The organism is Streptomyces sp. CBMA156 (assembly GCF_014596515.1).
Lineage (GTDB): Bacteria > Actinomycetota > Actinomycetes > Streptomycetales > Streptomycetaceae > Kitasatospora.
In genome coordinates this window covers 15,094-37,422 of the sequence record NZ_MSJQ01000422.1, presented here as the reverse complement: position 1 = coordinate 37,422, position 22,329 = coordinate 15,094, and the positions used below count along the sequence as shown (strand labels likewise).

The 22,329-nt window shown below is 73.7% G+C and carries 2 protein-coding genes; both read left to right on the top strand.

What is annotated here, in order from left to right; translation table 11 throughout:
* Window positions 1-50 precede the first annotated feature (50 nt).
* Entirely contained in the window at window positions 51-917 is an 867-nt protein-coding gene (locus BU198_RS37505) for an ACP S-malonyltransferase (RefSeq protein ID WP_223245480.1), read from the top strand.
* Between the two features lie 261 nt (window positions 918-1,178).
* Complete coding sequence (locus tag BU198_RS37500) at window positions 1,179-22,316, top strand: SDR family NAD(P)-dependent oxidoreductase (RefSeq protein ID WP_411293281.1); 21,138 nt, start codon at window positions 1,179-1,181, stop codon at window positions 22,314-22,316.
* The last annotated feature ends 13 nt before the right edge of the window (window positions 22,317-22,329 follow it).

The following is a 22,329-nucleotide window of genomic DNA, read 5'->3' as shown; positions in this document are numbered from 1 at the left end:
TCGTATTTCCTGGAATGGGGCCGTCAAGCTTTTCCACGGTCGGCAAGTTCATGGTTCTCGACAGATACGCGCGCCGGCGGATAGCCGACGCGGACCGGGCCCTGGGCTACTCGCTGCTCGACCGCTTCTACGCGGCCGACGACGACTACTCCGAATACACCCAGGTGGCCTTCCTGGTCAACTCCCTGGCGCTGGCCGACCGGGCCGAGGACGTCATGGGAATGCGTGCCGACTACGTCGCGGGACCGAGCTTCGGGCAGAAGGCCGCGGCCGCCTGGACCGGTGCCATGGACTATCCCGACGTGGTCCGGATGACCGCCGAACTCGCCCGCTGCGAGCAGGAGTTCTTCGCCACCGAACACACCGACGTGGTGACCCACTCCTTCGTGCGCGTTCCCGAGGATGACTTCAGGGAATACCTCGACGGGCTCACCGCCGACGGCGAGTGGTACGACGTGTCCGGCCGGCTGGACGAGGGCTTCTACATGCTCTCCGTCCGGGAGCACCTCCTCGAAGGCCTCACGAAGGCCATCGGCGCCATGGGCGGCTACTCGATGTACACGATGCGCCCGCCGGTGCACGCCGAGGCCTTCGACGGACTGCGCCGCAGGGCCGAGGAGGAGGTGTTCTCCCGCTACGAGATCGGCGCCCCGGCCCAGACCGTCATCGCCGACCAGGACGGCAGCCGGGTGACCACCGCCGACCGGATGCGCACCATGATGCTCGACACCTTCGACAAGGGGATCCGCTGGCCCGACGTCGTCGACTCGCTGCTCGGCCTCGGGGTGCGCAAGCTCTACATCACCGGTCCCGAGAACCTGTTCCGCCGGGTGCAGTGCACCACGCGGAACTTCGACGTCGTCGCGGTCGACCCGAAGAGCGTCCTGCGGGCCGCGCTGAGGCCGGCCAAGCGCTGAATCCGGCGGCGGTCCCGCGCCCTTCGGATTCCGCGCCGGAAGCGTGCCGCGACCGTGCCGGAACCCCACCGGAACAGCGCCGGAATCACGGGGGGCCGGCGCCGGAACCCCACCGGAATCCCGCCGGAACCCCACTGGTTCGCCGCCCGGCGAAAGGGGTGCGTAGGGGTGTGGGCGCCGCTCGGCGGCGACCTACTCTCGCGTCACGTCCGGTTTTTCCTTGAACAGCCCTGTACAGCCCAGAACAGCCGTGTCGGCAGAGTGGTGGAGCGAGCGATGGTAGGCCAGCCCGGAGAATTCCGTTCGCAGCCTGAACTGACCGGTCCGGAGCAGGAACGCCACCTGCTCGCCTTCGTCACCGGTCTGGTCAGGGACGTGCTCAGCGGCACGGACCGCGGTGAGCCGAGCGAGATCGACCCCGAGAGCTCCTTCCTCGAACTCGGCTTCCACTCGCTCGCCGCCGTCGAGTTCCACCGCCGCCTGGTCGCCGCCACCGGACTGGCGGTGCCCGTCACCCTGCCCTTCGACCACCCCACCCCACGGGCGCTCGCGCGCGAGCTGCGCCGCCTGCTCTCCGGCACCGGCGACAGCCCCGCGGACGAGCCGCTCCCGGCCGCCGCCGACGATGACGAGCCGATCGCCATCGTCGGCATGGCCGTGCGGCTGCCCGGCGGCGTCGACACCCCGGACGACCTCTGGCGGCTCCTCGCCGAGGGCCGCGACGCCATCTCCGGGTTCCCCACCAGCCGCGGCTGGGACCTCGACGACCTGTACTCCCCGGACCCGGACGACGGCGGCAAGACCTACACCCGCCAGGGCGGATTCCTGCACGGGGCGGGCGAGTTCGACGCCGACTTCTTCGGCGTCTCGCCGCGCGAGGCGCTCGGCATGGACCCGCAGCAGCGCCTCCTCCTGGAGAGCACCTGGGAGGCCCTGGAGAACGCCGGCATCGACCCCAGGGCCGCCCGCGGCAGCCAGACCGGCGTCTACGTCGGCGTGGAGAACCAGGAGTACGGGCCGCGCCTGTCCGACGCCGCCGACGGCCTGGAGGGCTACCTGCTCACCGGCAACGCCGCCAGCGTCGCCTCCGGCCGCCTCGCCTACACCTTCGCCTTCGAAGGCCCCACGATCACCGTCGACACCGCGTGCTCCGGCTCGCTCGTCGCCCTCCACCTCGCCGTCCAGGCCCTGCGCCGCGGTGACTGCCCGCTGGCCGTCGCCGGCGGCGCCGCCGTCATGTCCAGCCCCGGCGGCTTCCTCGCCTTCAGCCGCCAGCGCGGTCTCTCCGAGGACGGCCGCTGCCGCGCCTACTCCGCCGACGCCGACGGCACCGGCTGGGGCGAGGGCGCCGGCATCCTGGTGCTGGAGCGCCTCTCCGACGCGCGCCGCAACGGCCACCGGGTGCTCGCGCTCGTCAAGGGCAGCGCCATCAACTCCGACGGCGCCTCCAACGGCCTCACCGCCCCCAGCGGCCTCGCCCAGCAGCGCGTCATCCGCCGCGCCCTCGCGGACGCCGGCCTCGCCCCGGCCGACATCGACGCCGTCGAGGGCCACGGCACGGGTACCCGGCTGGGCGACCCGATCGAGGTCCAGGCGCTGCTTTCGACGTACGGTCAGCGGCGTGAGGGCGGCGAGCCGCTCTGGCTCGGCTCGCTGAAGTCCAACGTCGGCCACACCCAGGCCGCGGCCGGTGTCGCCGGTGTCGTCAAGATGGTCCTGGCGCTGCGCAACGGCGTGCTGCCGCAGACCCTGCACGCGGGGCAGCCGTCGCCGCACGTCGACTGGTCGGCGGGCGCGGTGGAGCTGCTGACCGAGGCGCGGCAGTGGCCGGAGGCCGGGCGTCCGCGCCGGGCCGGCGTCTCGTCGTTCGGCATGAGCGGCACCAACGCGCACGTGGTGCTGGAGCAGGCTCCGGCGGAGGAGCCGGCGGAAGCCGTCGAGGCGACGGTCACCGCTCCGGTGCCGTGGGTGGTGTCGGGCAAGTCGGAGGCGGCGCTGCGCGATCAGGCCGCGCGCCTGGCGTCCTTCGTCGGGGGCCGGCCGGAGCTGTCGCCGGTGGACGTCGGCCACTCGCTGGCGCTGTCGCGCTCCCGCTTCGAGCACCGGGCGGTCGTCTCCGGCGCGGACCGCGACGAACTGCTCGCGGGCCTCGCGGCGGTGGCCGCCGGGGACACCGCGGGCTCGGTCGCCTCCAGCAGTGCGCTGGCGTTCCTGTTCACCGGGCAGGGCAGCCAGCGGACCGGCATGGGCCGGGAGCTGTACGAGGCGTTCCCGGTGTTCGCTGCGGCCTTCGACGAGGTGTGCTCCTACCTGGACCTGCACCTCGACGCGCCGCTGAAGGACCTGGTCTTCGACGGGTCGGAGCTGCTGGACCAGACCGCGTACACCCAGGCGGCGCTGTTCGCCGTCGAGGTGTCGCTGTTCCGCCTGGTCGAGTCCTGGGGGCTGACCCCGGACTTCCTGGTCGGCCACTCGGTCGGCGAACTGGCCGCCGCGCACGTGGCCGGGGTGTTCTCGCTGGAGGACGCCGCCGTCCTGGTGGCCGCGCGTGGCCGGCTGATGCAGGCGCTGCCCGCCGGTGGCGCGATGGCGGCCATCGAGGCGACCGAGGCCGAGGTGCTGCCGCTGCTGGCGGGCCGTGAGGCGGAGATCGCCGTCGCGGCGGTCAACGGGCCGACGTCGGTGGTGGTTTCGGGTGACGAGGCCGCGGTGCTGGAGGTGCTGGAGCACTGGAAGGCGCGGGGCCGTAAGGGCCGTCAGCTGCGGGTGAGCCACGCGTTCCACTCGCCGCGGATGGAGCCCATGCTGGAGGAGTTCCGCTGGCACGCCCGCGTGATCGGCTACTCCGCGCCGCGCATCCCGATCGTCTCCAACGTGACCGGCGAACTGGCGACGGCGGAGGAACTGGCCTCGCCCGAGTACTGGGTGCGGCACGTCCGTGAGGCGGTCCGCTTCGCCGACGGCGTCGCGTACCTCGCCGGGCAGGGAGTGAAGAAGTTCCTGGAGCTGGGCCCGGACGGTACCCTGTCGGCCCTGGCCCAGGGCGTCCTGGCCGACGCCGAGGACTCGCTGTTCGCCCCGGTCCTGCGCAAGGACCGGCCGGAGGCGCTGTCCTTCACCCAGGCAGTCCTGGGCGTGCACGCGCACGGCGCCGCCCTGGACTGGGACGGCGTGTTCGCCGGCCGGGGCGCCGGGCGGCGCATCGACCTGCCGACGTACGCCTTCCAGCACCAGCACTACTGGCTGAACGTGGCTACGGCGGCCGGGGACGCGAGCAGCCTGGGGCTGGGGGCGAGCGGTCATCCGTTGGTGGGTGCGGTGGTGGTGCTGCCGGGCTCGGACGGTGTGGTGCTGGCGGGTCGGGTGTCGTTGCAGTCGCACGGGTGGCTGGGTGAGCACCGGGTGCATGGTGTGGCGGTGGTGCCGTCGTCGGCTCTGGTGGAGCTGGCGGTGCACGCGGGTGACCAGGTCGGTGCCGGCACGGTCGAGGAACTGACCGTCCACGCGCCGCTGGTGCTGCCAGAGCAGGGCGGCGTGGTGCTGCGGGTGAGCGTCGAGGCGGCTGATGCCGACGGCCGGCGGACCGTGGCGGTCTTCTCGCGTCCGGAGACGGCGGATGCCTCCGCGGCCTGGGCGGTGCATGCGGTGGGTGTGTTGTCGGTGGTTTCGGAGGGGCCGGCGTTCGATCTGTCGGTGTGGCCGCCGGTGGGTGGGCGGGTTGTGGGGGAGGGGGTGTGGTCGGTCGGTGATGAGTTGTTCGCCGAGGTCGCGCTCGCTGATGGTGTGTCGGTGGAGGGGTTTGTCGTTCATCCGGGGCTGATGGAGTCGGCTGTGGGTGTGGCGGGTCCTGGTGCGGGGTGGTCGTGGTCGGGGGTGTCGGTCTTCGCGTCGGGTGCTTCGGTGCTGCGGGTGCGGGTGTCGGGCGATGCTGTGGTGGCGGCGGATGGTTCGGGTGTGCCGGTGTTCTCGGTGCGTTCGGTGGTGCGTCGTGAGGTGCCGGCGGGTGAGCTGTCGGTGGCCGGGGGCTTCGAGGAGTCGTTGTTCCGGGTCGAGTGGTCGGAGCTGACGGCTTCCGGTGGTCCGGTTTCCTTCGCTGTTGTGGGTGAGGGGGGTTTGGCGGGGCTGGGTTCGTCGGTTCCGGGTGTGGTGTTCTTCCCGTTGGAGCCGCTGTCGGCTTCGGTTTCGGCGGATGTGGTGCGCGGGGCTGTGGTCCGGGCGCTGGGTGTGGTGCGGGAGTGGTTGGAGGACGCGCGGTTCGCGGGTTCGCGGCTGGTGTTCGTGACGCGTGGTGCGGTGGCCGCGGTCGACGGTGAGGGTGTCGGGGATCTGGTTCATGCTCCGGTGTGGGGTCTGGTGCGTTCGGCGCAGTCGGAGAACCCGGAGCGGTTCACGCTGTTGGACGTTGATGACGTCGCGCCGGTGTGGGAGCGGCTGACGGGCGCGGTGTCGTCGGGTGAGCCGCAGTTGGCGGTGCGTGGCGGCAGGGTGATGGTGCCGCGTCTGGTGCGGGTTGCCTCGGACGCTTCGGCACAGCCGGTGGAGTTCGACCCGTCCGGGACGGTGCTGGTCACCGGCGCGGGCACGCTGGGCGGCCTGGTGGCCCGCCACCTTGTGGTCGAGCACGGCGTGCGGCATGTGGTGCTGACCAGCCGCCGCGGTGGCGCCGCCGCGGGTGCCCAGGAGCTGACGGAGGAACTGCTCGAACTGGGCGCCTCCAGCGTGGAGTTCGCCGCCTGCGACGCCGCCGACCGTGAGGCGCTGGCCGAGCTGCTGAGGGCCGTTCCGGCGGACCGTCCGCTGACCGCCGTGGTGCACACGGCCGGTGTGCTGGACGACGGCCTGGTGGCCTCGCTGTCGCCGGAGCGGCTGGAGGCGGTGCTGCGCCCGAAGGTGGACGCGGCGCTCAACCTGCATGAGCTGACCCGGGACCTGGAGCTGACGGCCTTCGTCCTGTTCTCGTCCTCGGCGGGCCTGTTCGGCGACGCCGGGCAGGGCAACTACGCCGCCGCCAACGCGTTCCTGGACGCGCTCGCCACCCGGCGCCGCGCGGACGGCCTGGTCGCCAGCGCCCTCCAGTGGGGCCTGTGGGAGCAGCGCAGCGGTATCACCGAGGGCCTGTCGGACGCGGACGTCGAGCGCATCCGCCGGTCGGGCATGAGCCCGCTGCCGACCGGGCGCGGTCTCGGACTGCTGGACGCCGTGCTGTCCGCCGGTCTCGCCGTCGCCTCCCCGATGGTGCTCGACCTCGCCGCGTTCCGCACCGCCGACGCCACCGTCCCCGCCCTGCTGCGCGGGCTCGTCGGCGCGCCCGTCCGCCGTGCCGTCGCGAGTCGCGCCACCGCGGCCGGCGGCGCCTCCGGCCTCGCCGCCCAGCTCGCCGGACTCTCCGCCAGCGAGCGGACGAACACTCTGACGGACCTCGTCCGCGGGCATGTCGCGGCCGTGCTCGGCCACGGCGACGGCCGGGCGATCGAGCCGAAGCGGGCGTTCAAGGAGCTGGGCTTCGACTCGCTGAGCGCGGTCGAGCTGCGCAACCGGCTCAACTCCCTCACCGGGCTGCGCCTGCCCGCGACCCTCACCTTCGACTACCCGACCCCCACCGCCCTCGTCGAGTACCTGCTCGCCGAGACCTTCGGCAGCACGACCGCCGACGAGGACGCCGCGGTGGTCGTCCGCACCGCCGTGGACGACGAGCCGATCGTGATCGTCGGCATGAGCTGCCGCTTCGCGGGCGGCATCGCCTCGCCCGACGACCTGTGGCGGATGGTTCTGGACGGCGGTGAGGGCCTCTCCGCGTTCCCGGCCGACCGTGGCTGGGACAACGAGGGGATCTTCGACGCGGACCCGACCCGGGTCGGCACGACGTACGTGCGCGAGGGCGGCTTCGTCCCCGCGGCCGACTTCGACGCCGAGTTCTTCGGCATCTCCCCGCGCGAGGCGCTCTCCATGGACCCGCAGCAGCGCCTGCTGCTGGAGGCGGCCTGGGAGGCGCTGGAGAGCGCCGGGATCGACCCGAGCGAGCTGCGCGGCAGCCGGACCGGTGTGTTCGCCGGCGTGATGAACACCGACTACTTCCCGAGCCTCCAGGCCGTCCCCGAGGACCTGGAGGGCTACCTCAGCACGGGCACCTCCGGAAGCGTCGCCTCCGGCCGCGTCTCGTACGCGCTGGGCTTCGAGGGCCCGGCGGTGTCGGTGGACACCGCGTGCTCCTCCTCGCTGGTGGCCCTGCACCTGGCCGTGCAGTCGCTGCGGCGCGGTGAGTCCTCCCTGGTTCTCACCGGTGGTGTGACGGTCATGTCCACCCCGGAGACCTTCGTGGACTTCTCGCGGCAGCGCGGGCTGGCGCCGGACGGCCGGATCAAGGCCTTCGCGGCGGCCGCCGACGGCACCATCTGGGGCGAGGGTGTCGGCATGCTGCTCGTGGAGCGGCTGTCGGACGCGCGGCGCAACGGGCACAAGGTGCTTGCGGTGGTGCGGGGTTCGGCCGTCAACCAGGACGGTGCGTCGAACGGCCTGACGGCGCCGAACGGTCCGTCGCAGCAGCGGGTGATCCGGCAGGCGCTGGCCGACTCGGGTCTGGCCACGGGTGACGTGGACGTGGTGGAGGCGCACGGGACGGGTACCCGTCTGGGCGACCCGATCGAGGCGCAGGCGCTGCTGGCCACCTACGGCCAGGACCGCGAGGGCGGCGAGCCGCTGTGGCTGGGCTCGGTGAAGTCCAACATCGGCCACACCCAGGCCGCTGCCGGGGCGGCGGGCATCATCAAGATGGTCCTCGCGCTGCGTGACGGCGTCATGCCGCGGACCCTGAACGTCGACGCGCCCACGCCCGAGGTGGACTGGTCCGCCGGTTCGGTGGAGCTGCTGACCGAGGCCCGGGACTGGCCGGCGGTCGGGCGTCCGCGCCGGGCGGCGGTGTCCTCGTTCGGCATCAGCGGCACCAACGCGCATGTGGTGCTGGAGCAGGCTCCGGCGGAGGAGCCGGCGGAGGCCGTCGAGGCGACGGTCACCGCTCCGGTGCCGTGGGTGCTGTCGGGCAGGACCGAGGCCGCGCTGCGGGACCAGGCCGCGCGGCTGGCGTCCTTCGTCGGGGAGCGGCCGGAGCTGTCGCCGGTGGACGTCGGGTACTCGCTGGCGGTGTCGCGGGCACACTTCGACCACCGTGCGGTGGTGTCGGGTGCGAGCCGGGACGAGCTGCTGGCAGGTCTGTCCGCGCTGACCGCGGGGTCGGTCGTCTCCGGTGGTGCACTGGCGTTCCTGTTCACCGGGCAGGGGAGCCAGCGGGCGGGGATGGGGCGTGAGCTGTACGCGGCCTTCCCGGTGTTCGCCGCCGCCTTCGATGAGGTGTGTGCCCGCTTTGAATTCCCGTTGAAGGACGTGGTGTTCGAGGCTTCGGAGCTGCTGGATCAGACCGCCTACACGCAGGCGGCGCTGTTCGCTATCGAGGTCGCACTGTTCCGCCTGGTGGAGTCGTGGGGCCTGAAGCCCGACTTCCTGGTGGGCCACTCTGTCGGTGAGATCGCCGCCGCCCACGTCGCGGGCGTGCTGTCCCTGGACGACGCCGCGAAGTTGGTCGAGGCCCGAGGGCGCCTGATGCAGGCCCTGCCCACGGGTGGTGCGATGGCCGCCATCGAGGCGACCGAGGCCGAGATCCTGCCCCTGCTGGCGGGCCGCGAGGCGGAGATCGCCGTCGCGGCGGTCAACGGGCCGACGTCGGTGGTGGTTTCGGGCGACGAGGCCGCCGTCCTTGAAGTGCTGGAGCACTGGAAGGCCGAGGGCCGGCGGGGTCGTCAGCTGCGGGTGAGCCACGCGTTCCACTCGCCGCGCATGGAACCGATGCTGGCCGAGTTCCGCGCCATCGCTGCTCAACTGACCTATGCCGAGCCGAAGTTCGCCGTGGTCTCGAACGTGACCGGCGAGCCGGCGACCGAGCTGACGTCCCCCGAGTACTGGGTGCGGCATGTCCGCGAGGCGGTCCGCTTCGCCGACGGCATCACCTACTTGGCCGCCCAGGGCGTCACCACGTTCCTGGAGCTGGGCCCGGACGGCACTCTGTCGGCCCTGGCCCAGGGCGTCCTGGCCGACGCAGAGGACTCGGTGTTCGCCCCGGTCCTGCGCAAGGACCGCCCGGAGGCGCTGTCCTTCACCCAGGCCGTCACCGGCCTCCACGCCAGTGGCGCGGAACTCGACTGGGACGGAGTGTTCGCCGGTCGCGGCGCGCGCCGCATCGACCTGCCGACGTACGCCTTCCAGCACCAGCACTTCTGGCTGGAACAGACGGCGCCCACCGGCAGCCTGGCGCCCGCCGGGCTGACCTCGGTCGAGCACCCGATCCTCGGTGCGGCGGTGTCCCTGCCGGCCACCGGAACGGTTCTGCTGACCGGCCGCCTCTCTCTCCAGTCGCACGCCTGGCTCGCCGATCACGAACTGCTGTCCGCCGCCGTGGTGCCCGGTTCGGTCTTCGTGGAGCTGGCGACGGCCGCCGGTGACCAGGTCGGTGCCGGAGCCCTGCGGGAGCTGACGCTCCAGGCCCCGCTCGTTCTGCCCGAGCAGGGCGGAGTTGCCCTGCGGGTGGCCGTGGACGGCGCCGACGAGGAGGGCTTCCGTCCGGTCGCGGTCTACTCCCGCGACGAGGCGGCCGGGATCGACGAGCCGTGGGTGTGCCACGCGACCGGCCGGGTGAGCGGCGGCGCGCCGGCGGTCGGGATCGACCTGTCGGTCTGGCCGCCGCAGGGCGCGCGCGAGGTGGACGTGGAGTCGCTGTACGGGCGCCTCGCACAGGCGGGTCTGGCCTACGGCCCGGCCTTCCAGGGGGTGCGCGCGGCCTGGCAGCTCGGCGACGCCCACTACGCGGAGGTCGAGCTTCCCGAGGGCGTGCCGGCGGAGGGCTTCGGCCTTCACCCCGCGCTGCTGGACGCTGCTCTCCAGGTGCTGCCGCTGGACGGGCAGGCGGTCAGGATCGCCTCCGGGTGGACCGGTGTCTCCCTCTTCGCCACCGGTGCGACCGCCCTGCGGGTGCGGCTCTCGGGCGGCTCGCTGATCGCCGTGGACGCCTCGGGCGAGCCCGTCCTCGCTGTTGAGACGGTGTCCTGGCACGAGCCGACGGCCGACGAACTCGCCCTCGGCGGGGACGCGTTCCGCGACGCGCTGTTCCGGCTGGACTGGTCGGCGCTGGCGCTGCCCGCCGCCGGTACCGCCTCGTGGGCGGTGCTCGGCGAGGCGGACGGCGCTCTCGCCGGTGGCGCCGCGTTCGCCGGACCGGCGGAGCTGGCCGCGGCCGGCTCGGTGCCGGAGCTGGTGTTCGTGCCGGTGGCGTCGTCCGAGGGCGACGACCTGGTGGCCGCTGTCCACTGGTCGGCGCTGGACGCGCTGGCGCTGGTGCAGGCCTGGCTGGCGGAGGAGCGCCTCGCGGACTCCCGCCTGGTGTTCGTCACCCGTGGCGCGGTCGCCGTGGCCGGGGGTGTCGAGGACCTGGTCAACGCGCCGGTCTGGGGTCTGGTGCGTTCCGCTCAGGCGGAGAACCCGGACCGCTTCGTCCTGGTCGACGCCGACCGCGGTCTCGGTGAGCTGGGGGCCGACCGGCTGCTGGCCGCCGTCGCTACGGGCGAGGAGCAGGTGGCCCTGCGCGGTGGCAAGGCCTTCGTGCCGCGCCTGGTCCGTACGCCGGTTGCCGAGGGCGGGTTCGAGCTGGACGCGGCCGGCACGGTGCTGGTCACCGGCGGTACGGGTGCGCTGGGTTCGCTCGTCGCGCGCCATCTGGTCACCGAGCACGGCGTCCGCCGCCTCGTTCTGACCAGCCGTCGCGGTCTCGCCGCCGAGGGTGCGCGGGAACTGGCGGACGAGCTGGTCGAGTTGGGCGCCGCCGAGGTGGAGGTCGCGGCCTGCGACGCCGCCGACCGGGAGGCGCTCGCCGCCCTGCTGGCGGCCGTCCCCGCCGAGTACCCGCTCACCGCGGTCGTGCACACGGCCGGTGTGCTGGACGACGGCGTGATCGGTTCGCTCACCCCGGAGCGGTTCGCGGCGGTGCTGCGCCCGAAGGTGGACGCGGCGGTCAACCTGCACGAGCTGACCCGTGAGCTGGACCTGACGGCCTTCGTGCTGTTCTCCTCCGCCGCCGGTGTCTTCGGCGACGCCGGTCAGGCCAACTACGCGGCGGCGAACACCTTCCTGGACGCGCTGGCGGAACACCGCCGCTCGCAGGGCCTGGCCGCGACCTCGCTGGCCTGGGGCTTCTGGGAGCAGCGCAGCGGCCTCACCGGGCACCTCTCGCAGGCCGACACGGAGCGGATCAAGCGCTCGGGCATGGTGCCGATCTCCTCGGAGTTCGGCATGGCGCTGCTCGACGCCGCTCTCCGGGCCGACACGGCCGCGCTGGTGCCGATGCCGCTGGACCTGGCCGCCCTGCGCCGCCAGGGCGCGGCTGCACTGCCGGGGCTGCTGCACGGTCTGGTCGGTGCGCCCGTCCGCCGCGTCGCGAGCGGAAAGGCGGCCCGCGCCGACTCCTCGTCGCTGGGCCGCAGGCTCGCCGGGCTCGCCGAGGACGAGCAGAACAGCGTGCTGTTCGACCTGGTCCGTACGCACGTCGCCGCCGCGCTCGGCCACAGCGGCGGGGAGGCGATCGCGCCCAAGCGCGCGTTCAAGGAGCTGGGCTTCGACTCGCTCACCGCGGTCGAGCTGCGCAACCGCCTCAACGCGGAGACCGGGCTGAAGCTGCCGGCGACGCTGGTGTTCGACTACCCGACGCCCGCCGCCCTGGTGGACTTCCTGCGGGCGGAGGTGGTCGGCGCGGCCCCGGTGGTCGCATCGGCCGCCGCCCGTATGGTCACCGCCGCCGAGGACCCGATCGTGATCGTCGGCATGAGCTGCCGCTTCGCGGGCGGGGTGACCTCCCCCGAGGAGCTGTGGCAGCTGGTGGCCGACGGCCGCGACGGCCTGGTGCCGTTCCCGGCCGAGCGCGGCTGGGACGTCGAGGGCCTGTACGACCCGGACCCGGCCACGGCCGGCACGACCTACGTCCGGGTCGGCGGCTTCCTGGAGAGCGCGGGGGACTTCGACCCGGCGTTCTTCGGGATCTCGCCGCGCGAGGCGCTGGCCACCGACCCGCAGCAGCGCCTGCTGCTGGAGGCGGCCTGGGAGGCGCTGGAGAGCGCCGGGATCGATCCGAACGAGCTTCAGGGCAGCCAGACCGGTGTCTTCGCCGGTGTGATGGCCACCGACTACTTCCCCGGCCTCCAGTCCGTCCCCGAGGAGCTTGAGGGCTACCTCAGCACGGGCACCTCCGGCAGCGTCGCGTCCGGCCGCGTCTCGTACGCGCTGGGCCTGGAGGGCCCTGCGGTGTCGGTGGACACGGCCTGCTCGTCCTCGCTGGTGGCCCTGCACCTGGCGGTGCAGTCGCTGCGGCAGGGCGACTGCTCGATGGCCCTGGTCGGCGGCGTCACCGTGATGGCCGGGCCTGACACCTTCGTGGACTTCTCGCGGCAGCGCGGTCTGGCCTCCGACGGCCGGATCAAGGCCTTCGCGGCGGCCGCCGACGGCACCAACTGGGGCGAGGGCGTGGGCATGCTGCTCGTGGAGCGGCTGTCCGACGCGCGGCGCAGCGGGCACAAGGTGCTTGCGGTGGTGCGGGGTTCGGCGGTGAACCAGGACGGTGCGTCGAACGGTCTGACGGCGCCGAACGGTCCGTCGCAGCAGCGGGTGATCCGGCAGGCGCTGGCGGGTGCCGGGCTTGCGGCCACCGAGGTGGACGTGGTCGAGGCGCACGGGACGGGTACGCGTCTGGGCGACCCGATCGAGGCGCAGGCGCTGCTGGCCACCTACGGCCAGGACCGCGAGGGCGGCGAGCCGCTCTGGCTCGGCTCGGTGAAGTCCAACATCGGCCACACCCAGGCCGCGGCCGGTGTCGCCGGCGTGATCAAGATGGTCTTCGCGATGCAGGAGGGCCACCTGCCGCAGACCCTGAACGTCGACGGGCCCACACCCGAGGTGGACTGGTCCGCCGGTTCGGTGGAGCTGCTGACGGAGGCGCGGGACTGGCCGGCGGTCGGGCGTCCGCGCCGGGCCGGTGTGTCCTCGTTCGGCCTGAGCGGGACCAACGCGCACGTGATCCTGGAGCAGGCTCCGGACGGCGCGCCGGTCGAGGTGGCGGAGGCCACCGTCACCGCTCCGGTGTCGTGGGTGGTGTCGGGCAGGACCGAGGCCGCGCTGCGGGACCAGGCCGCGCGGCTGGCGTTCTTCGTCGGGGAGCGGCCGGAGTTGTCGCTCGCGGACGTCGGCTTCTCGCTGGCGGTGTCGCGGGCGCGCTTCGACCACCGTGCGGTGGTGTCGGGTGCGAGCCGGGAGGAGCTGCTTGCGGGTCTTGCGGGTCTGGCGGCTGGTGAGTCGGGTGCGGAGACCGCGGCCTACGGGAAGCTGGCGTTCCTGTTCACGGGGCAGGGCAGCCAGCGGACGGGGATGGGTCAGGAGCTGTACGAGGCGTTCCCGGTGTTCGCCGCCGCCTTCGATGAGGTGTGTGCCCGCTTTGAATTCCCGTTGAGGGACGTGGTGTTCGAGGCTTCGGAGCTGCTGGATCAGACGGCTTACACGCAGGCGGTGCTGTTCGCGATCGAGGTTGCGCTGTTCCGTCTGGTCGAGTCGTGGGGTCTGAAGCCCGACTTCCTGGTCGGTCACTCGGTCGGTGAGATCGCGGCAGCCCACGTCGCCGGGGTCCTTTCCCTGGACGATGCCGCGAAGCTGGTCGAGGCGCGTGGCCGCCTGATGCAGGCGCTGCCCACAGGCGGCACGATGGCGGCGATCCAGGCGACCGAGGCCGAGGTGCTGCCGCTGCTGGCCGGGCGGGAAGCCGAGATCGCCGTGGCGGCGGTCAACGGCCCGTCGTCGGTGGTGGTTTCGGGTGACGAGGCTGCCGTCCTTGAGGTGCTGGAGCACTGGAAGAGCGAGGGTCGCAAGGGCCGTCAGCTGCGGGTGAGCCACGCGTTCCACTCGCCGCGGATGGAGCCGATGCTGGCCGAGTTCCGCGCGGTGGCGTCCGAACTCACCTACTCCGAGCCGAAGTTCGCCGTCGTCTCCAACGTGACCGGCGAGCCGGCGACCGAGCTGACGTCCCCCGAGTACTGGGTGCGCCACGTCCGTCAGGCGGTCCGGTTCGCCGACGGCATCGCCTACCTGGCGGAGCAGGGCGTCACCGACTTCCTGGAGCTGGGTCCGGACGGCACCCTGTCGGCTCTGGCGCAGGAGATCACGGACGGCCACTTCGCCCCGGTCCTGCGCAAGGACCGCCCGGAGGCGCTGTCCTTCACCCAGGCCGTCACCGGCCTCCACGCCCGTGGCTCCGAACTGGACTGGGAGGCCGTGTTCGCCGGTCGCGGCGCGCGCCGCATCGACCTGCCGACGTACGCCTTCCAGCACGAGCACTTCTGGCTGAAGGTGACGTCCTCCGGCACCGGTGACGCCACCGGTCTGGGCCAGGCCGCGACCGGGCACCCGCTGCTGGGCGCGACGATCGCTCTGCCGGACTCGGACGGCGTGCTGCTGACGGGCCGGGTGTCGCTCCAGTCGCACGCGTGGCTTGCCGAGCACACGCTGCTGGGTGCGTGCGTGGTGCCGTCGTCGGCGCTGGTGGAGCTGGCGATCCACGCCGGTGACCAAGTCGGCGCCGGGGCGCTCCGGGAGCTGACGCTGCCGGCCCCGCTCGTCCTTCCCGAGCGCGGTGGTGTCGCTCTGCGGGTGACCGTCCAGGCGGACGAGGACGCCGGCGGTCACGCGGTGCGGGTGTTCTCCCGCGCCGAGGACGCCGAGGCGGACGAGCCGTGGGCGCTCAACGCGACCGGCACGCTGACCGATTCCGTCGCTGCCGAGTCCTTCGACCTGTCGGTCTGGCCGCCGAAGGGTGCCCAGCCGGTGGCGTCGGAGCTGCCGGGAGTCCGGGCCGCCTGGCGGCTCGCTGGCGACCTCTTCGCCGAGGTCGTGCTCCCCGAGGGCGTGTCGGCGGAGGGCTTCGGCCTTCACCCCGCGCTGCTGGAGGCGGCCCTCCAGGTGCTTCCGCTGGACGGGCAGGCGGCCAGGATCGCCTCCGGGTGGACCGGCGTCTCCCTGTTCGCCACCGGTGCGACCGCCCTGCGGGTGAGGCTCTCGGGCGGCTCGCTGGACGCGTCGGACGAGTCGGGCTCGCCGGTGTTCTCGGCGGCGGCGATCGGCTGGCGCGAGGCGTCGGCGGACGAGCTGGTGACGGCCCGGCGTGGTGAGTTCCACGACGCGCTGTTCCGGGTGGAGTGGCAGGAGACCGCGGCCTCGGCGACGGGTGCCGCCGGTCCGGCCGCGGTGATCGGTTCCACCGGCCGTACCGGATTCACCGGTTTCGCGGGGCTCGCGGAGCTGGCCGAGGCGGGCGCCGTGCCGGGCGTGGTGTTCGTGCCGCCGGCCGTCGCCGGAACGGCCGGTGCGGACGCGGCGGACGAGGCCCGTGGGGCGGTTCACCGGGCGCTGGGCCTGTTGCAGGGCTGGCTGGCCGAGGAGCGCTTCGCCGACTCGCGCCTGGTGTTCGTCACCTGCGGCGCGGTCGCCGCCGCCGGGGGTGTCGAGGACCTGGTCAACGCGCCGGTCTGGGGCCTGGTGCGTTCCGCCCAGGCGGAGAACCCGGACCGCTTCGTCCTGGTCGACGCCGACCGCGGCTTCGACGCCCTGCGCGCCGACCGGCTGCTGGCCGCCGTCGCCACGGGCGAGGAGCAGGTGGCCCTGCGCGGCGGCAAGGTCCTTGTCCCGCGCCTGGCCCGCTTCGCCCCGGAGACCGGCGACCGTGCCGGTTCCGGCGACGGCGCCGACGCCGTGAACGGCGCCGTGATCGACGCGGCCGGCACGGTGCTGATCACCGGTGGCACCGGCTCGCTCGGCGCCCTGATCGCCCGCCACCTGGTCACCGAGCACGGCGTCCGCCGCCTCGTTCTGACCAGCCGTCGCGGCCTCGCCGCCGAGGGTGCGCGGGAACTGGCGGACGAGCTGGTCGAGTTGGGCGCGGCCGAGGTGGAGGTCGCCGCGTGCGACGCCGCCGACCGAGAGGCGCTCGCCGCCCTGCTGGCCGCAGTCCCCGCCGGGCACCCGCTCACCGGCGTCGTGCACACCGCAGGTGTGCTGGACGACGGCGTGATCGACTCGCTCACTCCCGAGCGGCTCGACACGGTGCTGCGCCCGAAGGTGGACGCGGCGGTCAACCTGCACGAGCTGACCCGCGAGCTGGACCTGTCCGTCTTCGCACTGTTCTCCTCCGCCGCCGGTGTCTTCGGCGAGGCCGGCCAGGGGAACTACGCGGCGGCGAACACCTTCCTGGACGCGCTCGCCTCGTACCGCCGTTCGCGGGGCCTGGCCGCGACCTCGCTGGCCTGGGGCTTCTGGGAGCAGCGCAGCGGCATCACCGGTCACCTCTCGCAGGCCGACCTCGAACGCATGCGGCGGGCCGGTACCATCCCGCTCCCCTCGGAGCTGGGGCTCGCGATGTTCGACGCCGCCGTGCGCGGCACCGAGCCGACCCTCGTCCCGATCCCGCTGGACATCACCGGGCTGCGCGCCCAGGGCGCCCCGGTGCCCGCGCTGCTGCACCGGCTGGTCGGCGCCCCCGCGCGCCGCACCGTCCGCACCGGGCCCGCGGTGGGCGGTTCGGACCTGGCGACGCGCCTGGCCGCACTGACCTCCGGCGAGCGGGACGCGGCGCTGCTCACCCTGGTGCAGACCCACGTCGCGGCGGTGCTCGGCCATGGCGGGGCGCACACCGTCGAGGTCGGCCGGCCGTTCAAGGAACTGGGCTTCGACTCGCTGACCGCCGTCGAGCTGCGCAACCGGCTCAACGGCGCCACCGGCCTGCGCCTCCCGGCCACGCTGGTGTTCGACTACCCGACGCCGGCCGCGCTGGTGGAGTTCGTCCGCGCGGAGGTGCTCGGCGACGGGGACGACCAGGCGGCGGTCACCGTCGAGGCCGTGGCCGTCACCCCGGCGGCCGATGACCCGATCGTGATCGTCGGCATGAGCTGCCGCTACCCGGGCGGCGCCGGTTCGCCCGAAGAGCTGTGGCAGCTGCTCCTCGCGGGCCGGGAGGGCCTGACGGACTTCCCGACCGACCGTGGCTGGGACCTGGACACCCTCTTCGACGCCGACCCCGACCGGGCCGGCACGACCTACGCGCGGGTCGGCGGCTTCCTGGAGAGCGCGGGCGACTTCGACCCGGCGTTCTTCGGGATCTCGCCGCGCGAGGCGCTGGCCACCGACCCGCAGCAGCGCCTGCTGCTGGAGGCGTCGTGGGAAGCGCTGGAGGACGCCGGGATCGACCCGGTGTCGGTGCGCGGCAGCCAGACCGGCGTGTTCGCCGGTGTCATGAGCTCGGACTACTACGCGGGCCGGGACGCCGCGCCGGAGGGCCTGGAGGGCTACCTCGGCACCGGCAACTCGGGCAGCGTGGCCTCCGGCCGGATCTCCTACACCCTGGGCCTGGAGGGCCCGGCGGTGTCGGTGGACACGGCGTGCTCGTCCTCGCTGGTGGCCCTGCACCTGGCGGTGCAGTCGCTGCGTCAGCGGGAGTGCGCGCTCGCCCTGGTCGGCGGCGTGACGGTCATGGCGACGCCGGAGACCTTCGTGGACTTCTCGCGGCAGCGCGGGCTGGCGCCCGACGGCCGGATCAAGGCCTTCGCGGCAGCCGCCGACGGGACGGGCTGGGCCGAGGGTGTCGGCATGCTGCTCGTGGAGCGGCTGTCGGACGCGCGCCGGAACGGGCACAAGGTGCTTGCGGTGGTGCGGGGTTCGGCCGTCAACCAGGACGGTGCGTCGAACGGCCTGACGGCGCCGAACGGTCCGTCGCAGCAGCGGGTGATCCGCCAGGCGCTGGCGGGTGCCGGGCTGGCGGCCACCGAGGTGGACGTGGTGGAGGCACACGGGACGGGGACCCGACTGGGCGACCCGATCGAGGCGCAGGCGCTGATCGCCACGTACGGGCAGGGCCGTGAGGGCGGCGAGCCGCTCTGGCTGGGCTCGGTGAAGTCCAACCTCGGCCACAGCCAGGCCGCTTCGGGCGTCGCCGGCGTGATCAAGATGGTCATGGCGATGCGGGAGGGCTACCTGCCGCAGACCCTGCACGTGGACGAGCCGACCCCCGAGGTCGACTGGTCGGCCGGCTCGGTGGAGCTGCTGACCGAGGCCCGCGCGTGGCCGGCGGTGGACCGGGCCCGGCGTTCCGCCGTCTCCTCCTTCGGTATCGGTGGCACCAACGCGCACGTGATCCTGGAGCAGGCTCCGGACGGTGCGCCGGTCGAGGTGGCGGAGGCCACCGTCACCGCTCCGGTGTCGTGGGTGGTGTCGGGCAGGACCGAGGCCGCACTGCGGGACCAGGCGGCGCGGCTGGCGTCCTTCGTCGGGGAGCGGCCGGAGTTGTCGCTCGCGGACGTCGGGTACTCGCTGGCGGTGTCGCGCGCTCGGTTCGAGCAGCGTGCGGTGGTCGCGGGTGCGAGCCGGGAGGAGCTGCTGGCCGGGCTGGCAGGTCTGGCGAGCGGTGAGGTGTCCGGCGGGACGGCGACGCGTGGTCGTCTGGCGTTCCTGTTCACCGGCCAGGGGAGCCAGCGGACCGGCATGGGCCGGGGACTGTACGAGGCCTTCCCGATCTTTGCCGCCGCCTTCGACGAAGTATGTGCCAGGTTCGAATTCCCTTTGAGGGACGTGGTGTTCGAGGCTTCGGAGCTGCTGGATCAGACGGCTTACACGCAGGCGGCGCTGTTCGCGATCGAGGTCGCACTGTTCCGTCTGGTCGAGTCGTGGGGTCTGAAGCCCGACTTCCTGGTCGGTCACTCGGTCGGTGAGATCGCGGCAGCCCACGTCGCCGGGGTCCTTTCCCTGGACGATGCCGCGAAGCTGGTCGAGGCGCGTGGCCGCCTGATGCAGGCGCTGCCCACAGGCGGCACGATGGCGGCGATCCAGGCGACCGAGGCCGAGGTGCTGCCGCTGCTGGCCGGGCGGGAAGCCGAGATCGCCGTGGCGGCGGTCAACGGCCCGTCGTCGGTGGTGGTTTCGGGTGACGAGGCTGCCGTCCTTGAGGTGCTGGAGCACTGGAAGAGCGAGGGTCGCAAGGGCCGTCAGCTGCGGGTGAGCCACGCGTTCCACTCGCCGCGGATGGAGCCGATGCTGGCCGAGTTCCACGCGGTGGCTTCCGAACTCACCTACTCCGAGCCGAAGTTCGCCGTCGTCTCCAACGTGACCGGCGAGCCGGCGACCGAGCTGACGTCCCCCGAGTACTGGGTGCGCCACGTCCGTCAGGCGGTCCGGTTCGCCGACGGCATCGCCTACCTGGCGGAGCAGGGCGTCACCGACTTCCTGGAGCTGGGTCCGGACGGCACCCTGTCGGCTCTGGCGCAGGAGATCACGGACGGCCACTTCGCCCCGGTCCTGCGCAAGGACCGCCCGGAGGCGCTGTCCTTCACCCAGGCCGTCACCGGCCTCCACGCCCACGGCGCCGCACTCGACTGGGAGGCCGTCTTCGCCGGTCACGGCGCACGCCGCATCGACCTGCCGACGTACGCCTTCCAGCACGAGCGCTTCTGGCTGGAGCCCGTCGCCACGCTCGGCAGCGCCACCGGTCTCGGCCAGGCCGCGACCGGGCACCCGCTGCTCGGTGCGGCGATCACACTGCCGGAGTCGGACACGGTGGTCCTCACCGGCCGGCTCTCCCTCCAGTCGCACGCTTGGCTGGCCGATCACACCGTGCTGGGCGCGGCGCTGCTGCCCTGGTCGGTGCTGGCCGAGCTGGCGGTGCACGCCGCCGACCAGGTCGGCTCCGGCACCGTCGCGGAGCTGGCCGTGCAGGCGCCGCTGGTGCTGCCCGAGCGTGGCGGTGTCGCCGTGCGGGTGACGGTCGACCCGGCCGGCCCGGACGGGCGCCGTCGGGTGGCGGTCTTCTCGCAGCCGGACGACGCGGAGGCGGGCACGCCGTGGACGCGGCACGCCGAGGGCGCGCTGACCGGGGCCGCTCCGGCGGCCGGGTTCGACCTGGCGGCCTGGCCGCCGAAGGACGCCGAGGTGATCGAGACCGACGGCGTGTACGCCGATCTCGCCGGCCTCGGCGCCGTTCACGGCCCGGTGTTCCAGGGCCTGCGGGCCGCCTGGCGCCGTGGCGACGAGCTGTTCGCCGAGGTCGCCCTCCCCGAGGGCGTGGCGGTCGACGGCTTCGGCGTTCACCCGGCACTGCTCGACGCGGCCCTGCACCCCGTGCTGCTGGACGCGTTCACCGCGGCCGACGGCCGGATCGCCCTTCCCGCCGCCTGGAACGGCCTGACGCTGTTCGCCACCGGCGCCTCGCTGCTGCGGGTGCGCATCGTCCGCGGCGGTGAGGGAACGGAGGCCCTGTCGGTGCAGATCGCCGACGGCGCGGGCGCGCCCGTGGCGGCCGTCGCCTCGCTGGAGCGCCGCCCGGTGACCGCCGAGGGCCTGGCCGCAGGCCGTACCGGCTTCCACGAGTCGCTGTTCCAGTCGGAGTGGGCGGCGCTGCCGCTCGCCCCGGCCACCGGCGGGAACGCCGGTGCCGGTGCCGACTGGGCGGTGCTCGGCGGCGACACCTGCGGCCTGCCGTTCGACGAGGTCACCTGGTACTCGGAGCCGGCGGAGATCGCGGCCGAGGAGGCCGTGCCCGAGCTGGTGTTCGTGCCGCTGGGCTCGGCGACGCCCAACCGCGGGGACGCGTCCGAACTCGTGCGGGAGACCCACACCGCGCTGTACGGGGCCCTCGGTCTCGTCCAGGAGTGGCTGGCCGAGGAGCGGTTCGCGGACTCGCGCCTGGTCGTCGTGACCCAGGGCGCCACGGCCACCGGGCCGGACGAGGACGTGACCGACCTGGCGCACGCCGCCGTGTGGGGCCTGCTCCGCTCGGCGCAGCGCGAGAACCCGGACCGGCTCGTCCTGCTGGACGTGCGCAGCAACGAGCTGACCGCCGAGCTGCTGGCGGCGGCCCTCGCCACCGGGGAGCCCGAGCTGGCGGTGCGCGGCACCCGGGTGTCGGCCCGCAGGCTGGCCAGGGTCCCGGTCGTCGGGGTGGGCACCGCCGTCCCGGCCGAGCTGGACCGCGCCGGCACCGCGCTGATCACCGGCGGCACCGGCACCCTCGGTGCCCTGGTGGCCCGCCACCTGGTCACCGGGCACGGGCTGCGCAACCTCGTGCTGACCAGCCGGCGCGGTCTCGACGCCGAGGGCGCCCCCGAGCTGGTGGCCGAGCTCACCGGGCTCGGCGCCCGGGTCGAGGTCGTCGCCTGCGACGTGACGGACCGTTCGGCGGTCGAGGCCCTGCTGAAGTCGGTTCCGGCCGAGCACCCGCTCACGGCCGTCGTCCACACCGCAGGTGTGATCGACGACGCCACGATCGGCTCGCTCAGCCCGGAGCGGCTCGGCCGGGTGTTGCGTCCCAAGGTCGACGCGGCGCTCCACCTGCACGAGCTGACGGAGTCCATGGGCCTGGCGGCCTTCGTGCTCTTCTCCTCGGCCGCCGCCATGTTCGGCGAGGCCGGGCAGGGCAACTACGTCGCGGGCAACACCTTCCTCGACGCCCTCGCCCAGCACCGCCGGGCCAGGGGGCTCGCCGGAGTCTCCCTCCAGTGGGGCTTCTGGGAGCAGCGCAGCGGCATCACCGGCCACCTCACCGAGGCCGACGTCCAGCGGATGGAGCGCGGCGGCATGCTGCCGCTCACGGCGGACCTGGGCATGGCGCTGTTCGACGCGGCCCACGCGTCGGGCCGCCCGGTGCTCTCGCCGATGCGCCTCGACTTCGCGAAGCTCCTCTCGGACGGCGCGGACGACCCGCTGCTGCGCGGGCTGCGCCGTGGCGCCGGCCGGCGCACGGCGGCGACGGGCGGGACCGCCACCGGTCCGGTGTCGCTCGCGGAGCGGCTCGCCGCCCTGCCGGGCGAGGAGCGGGACGCCGTGCTGACCGACCTGGTCGGCACCCACGTCGCGGCCGTCCTCGGCCACGGCGGCGGGGCTGCGCTGGAGCCGGGCCGCGCGTTCAAGGAGCTCGGCTTCGACTCGCTCACCGCGGTCGAGCTGCGCAACCGCCTCAACGCGGCCACCGGGCTGAAGCTGCCGGCGACGCTGGTCTTCGACTACCCGACGCCCGCCGCGCTCACCGCCCACCTGCGGGCCGAGCTGGTGCCGGACGACGCGGCGGACGACGCGGACCCGGAGGAGACCCGCATCCGCACCGCGCTCGCGGCCATCCCGCTGGACCGCTTCCGGGCCGCCGGCGTGCTGGACCTCCTGCTTGACCTGGCAAACCTCGGGGGTGGGGAGACGACGGCCGAGGAGGCCGACGCGACCGGAGCGATCGACGGGATCGACGCGATGGACACCGAGGACCTGATCCGTATGGCGCTCGGAAACTCCGACTCCTGATGGCTGATGTGTG

Bases quoted from the DNA above. Each gene is read 5' to 3' on its own strand.
- BU198_RS37505 (WP_223245480.1), top strand. From the start codon at position 51: ATGGTTCTCGACAGATACGCGCGCCGGCGGATAGCCGACGCGGACCGG.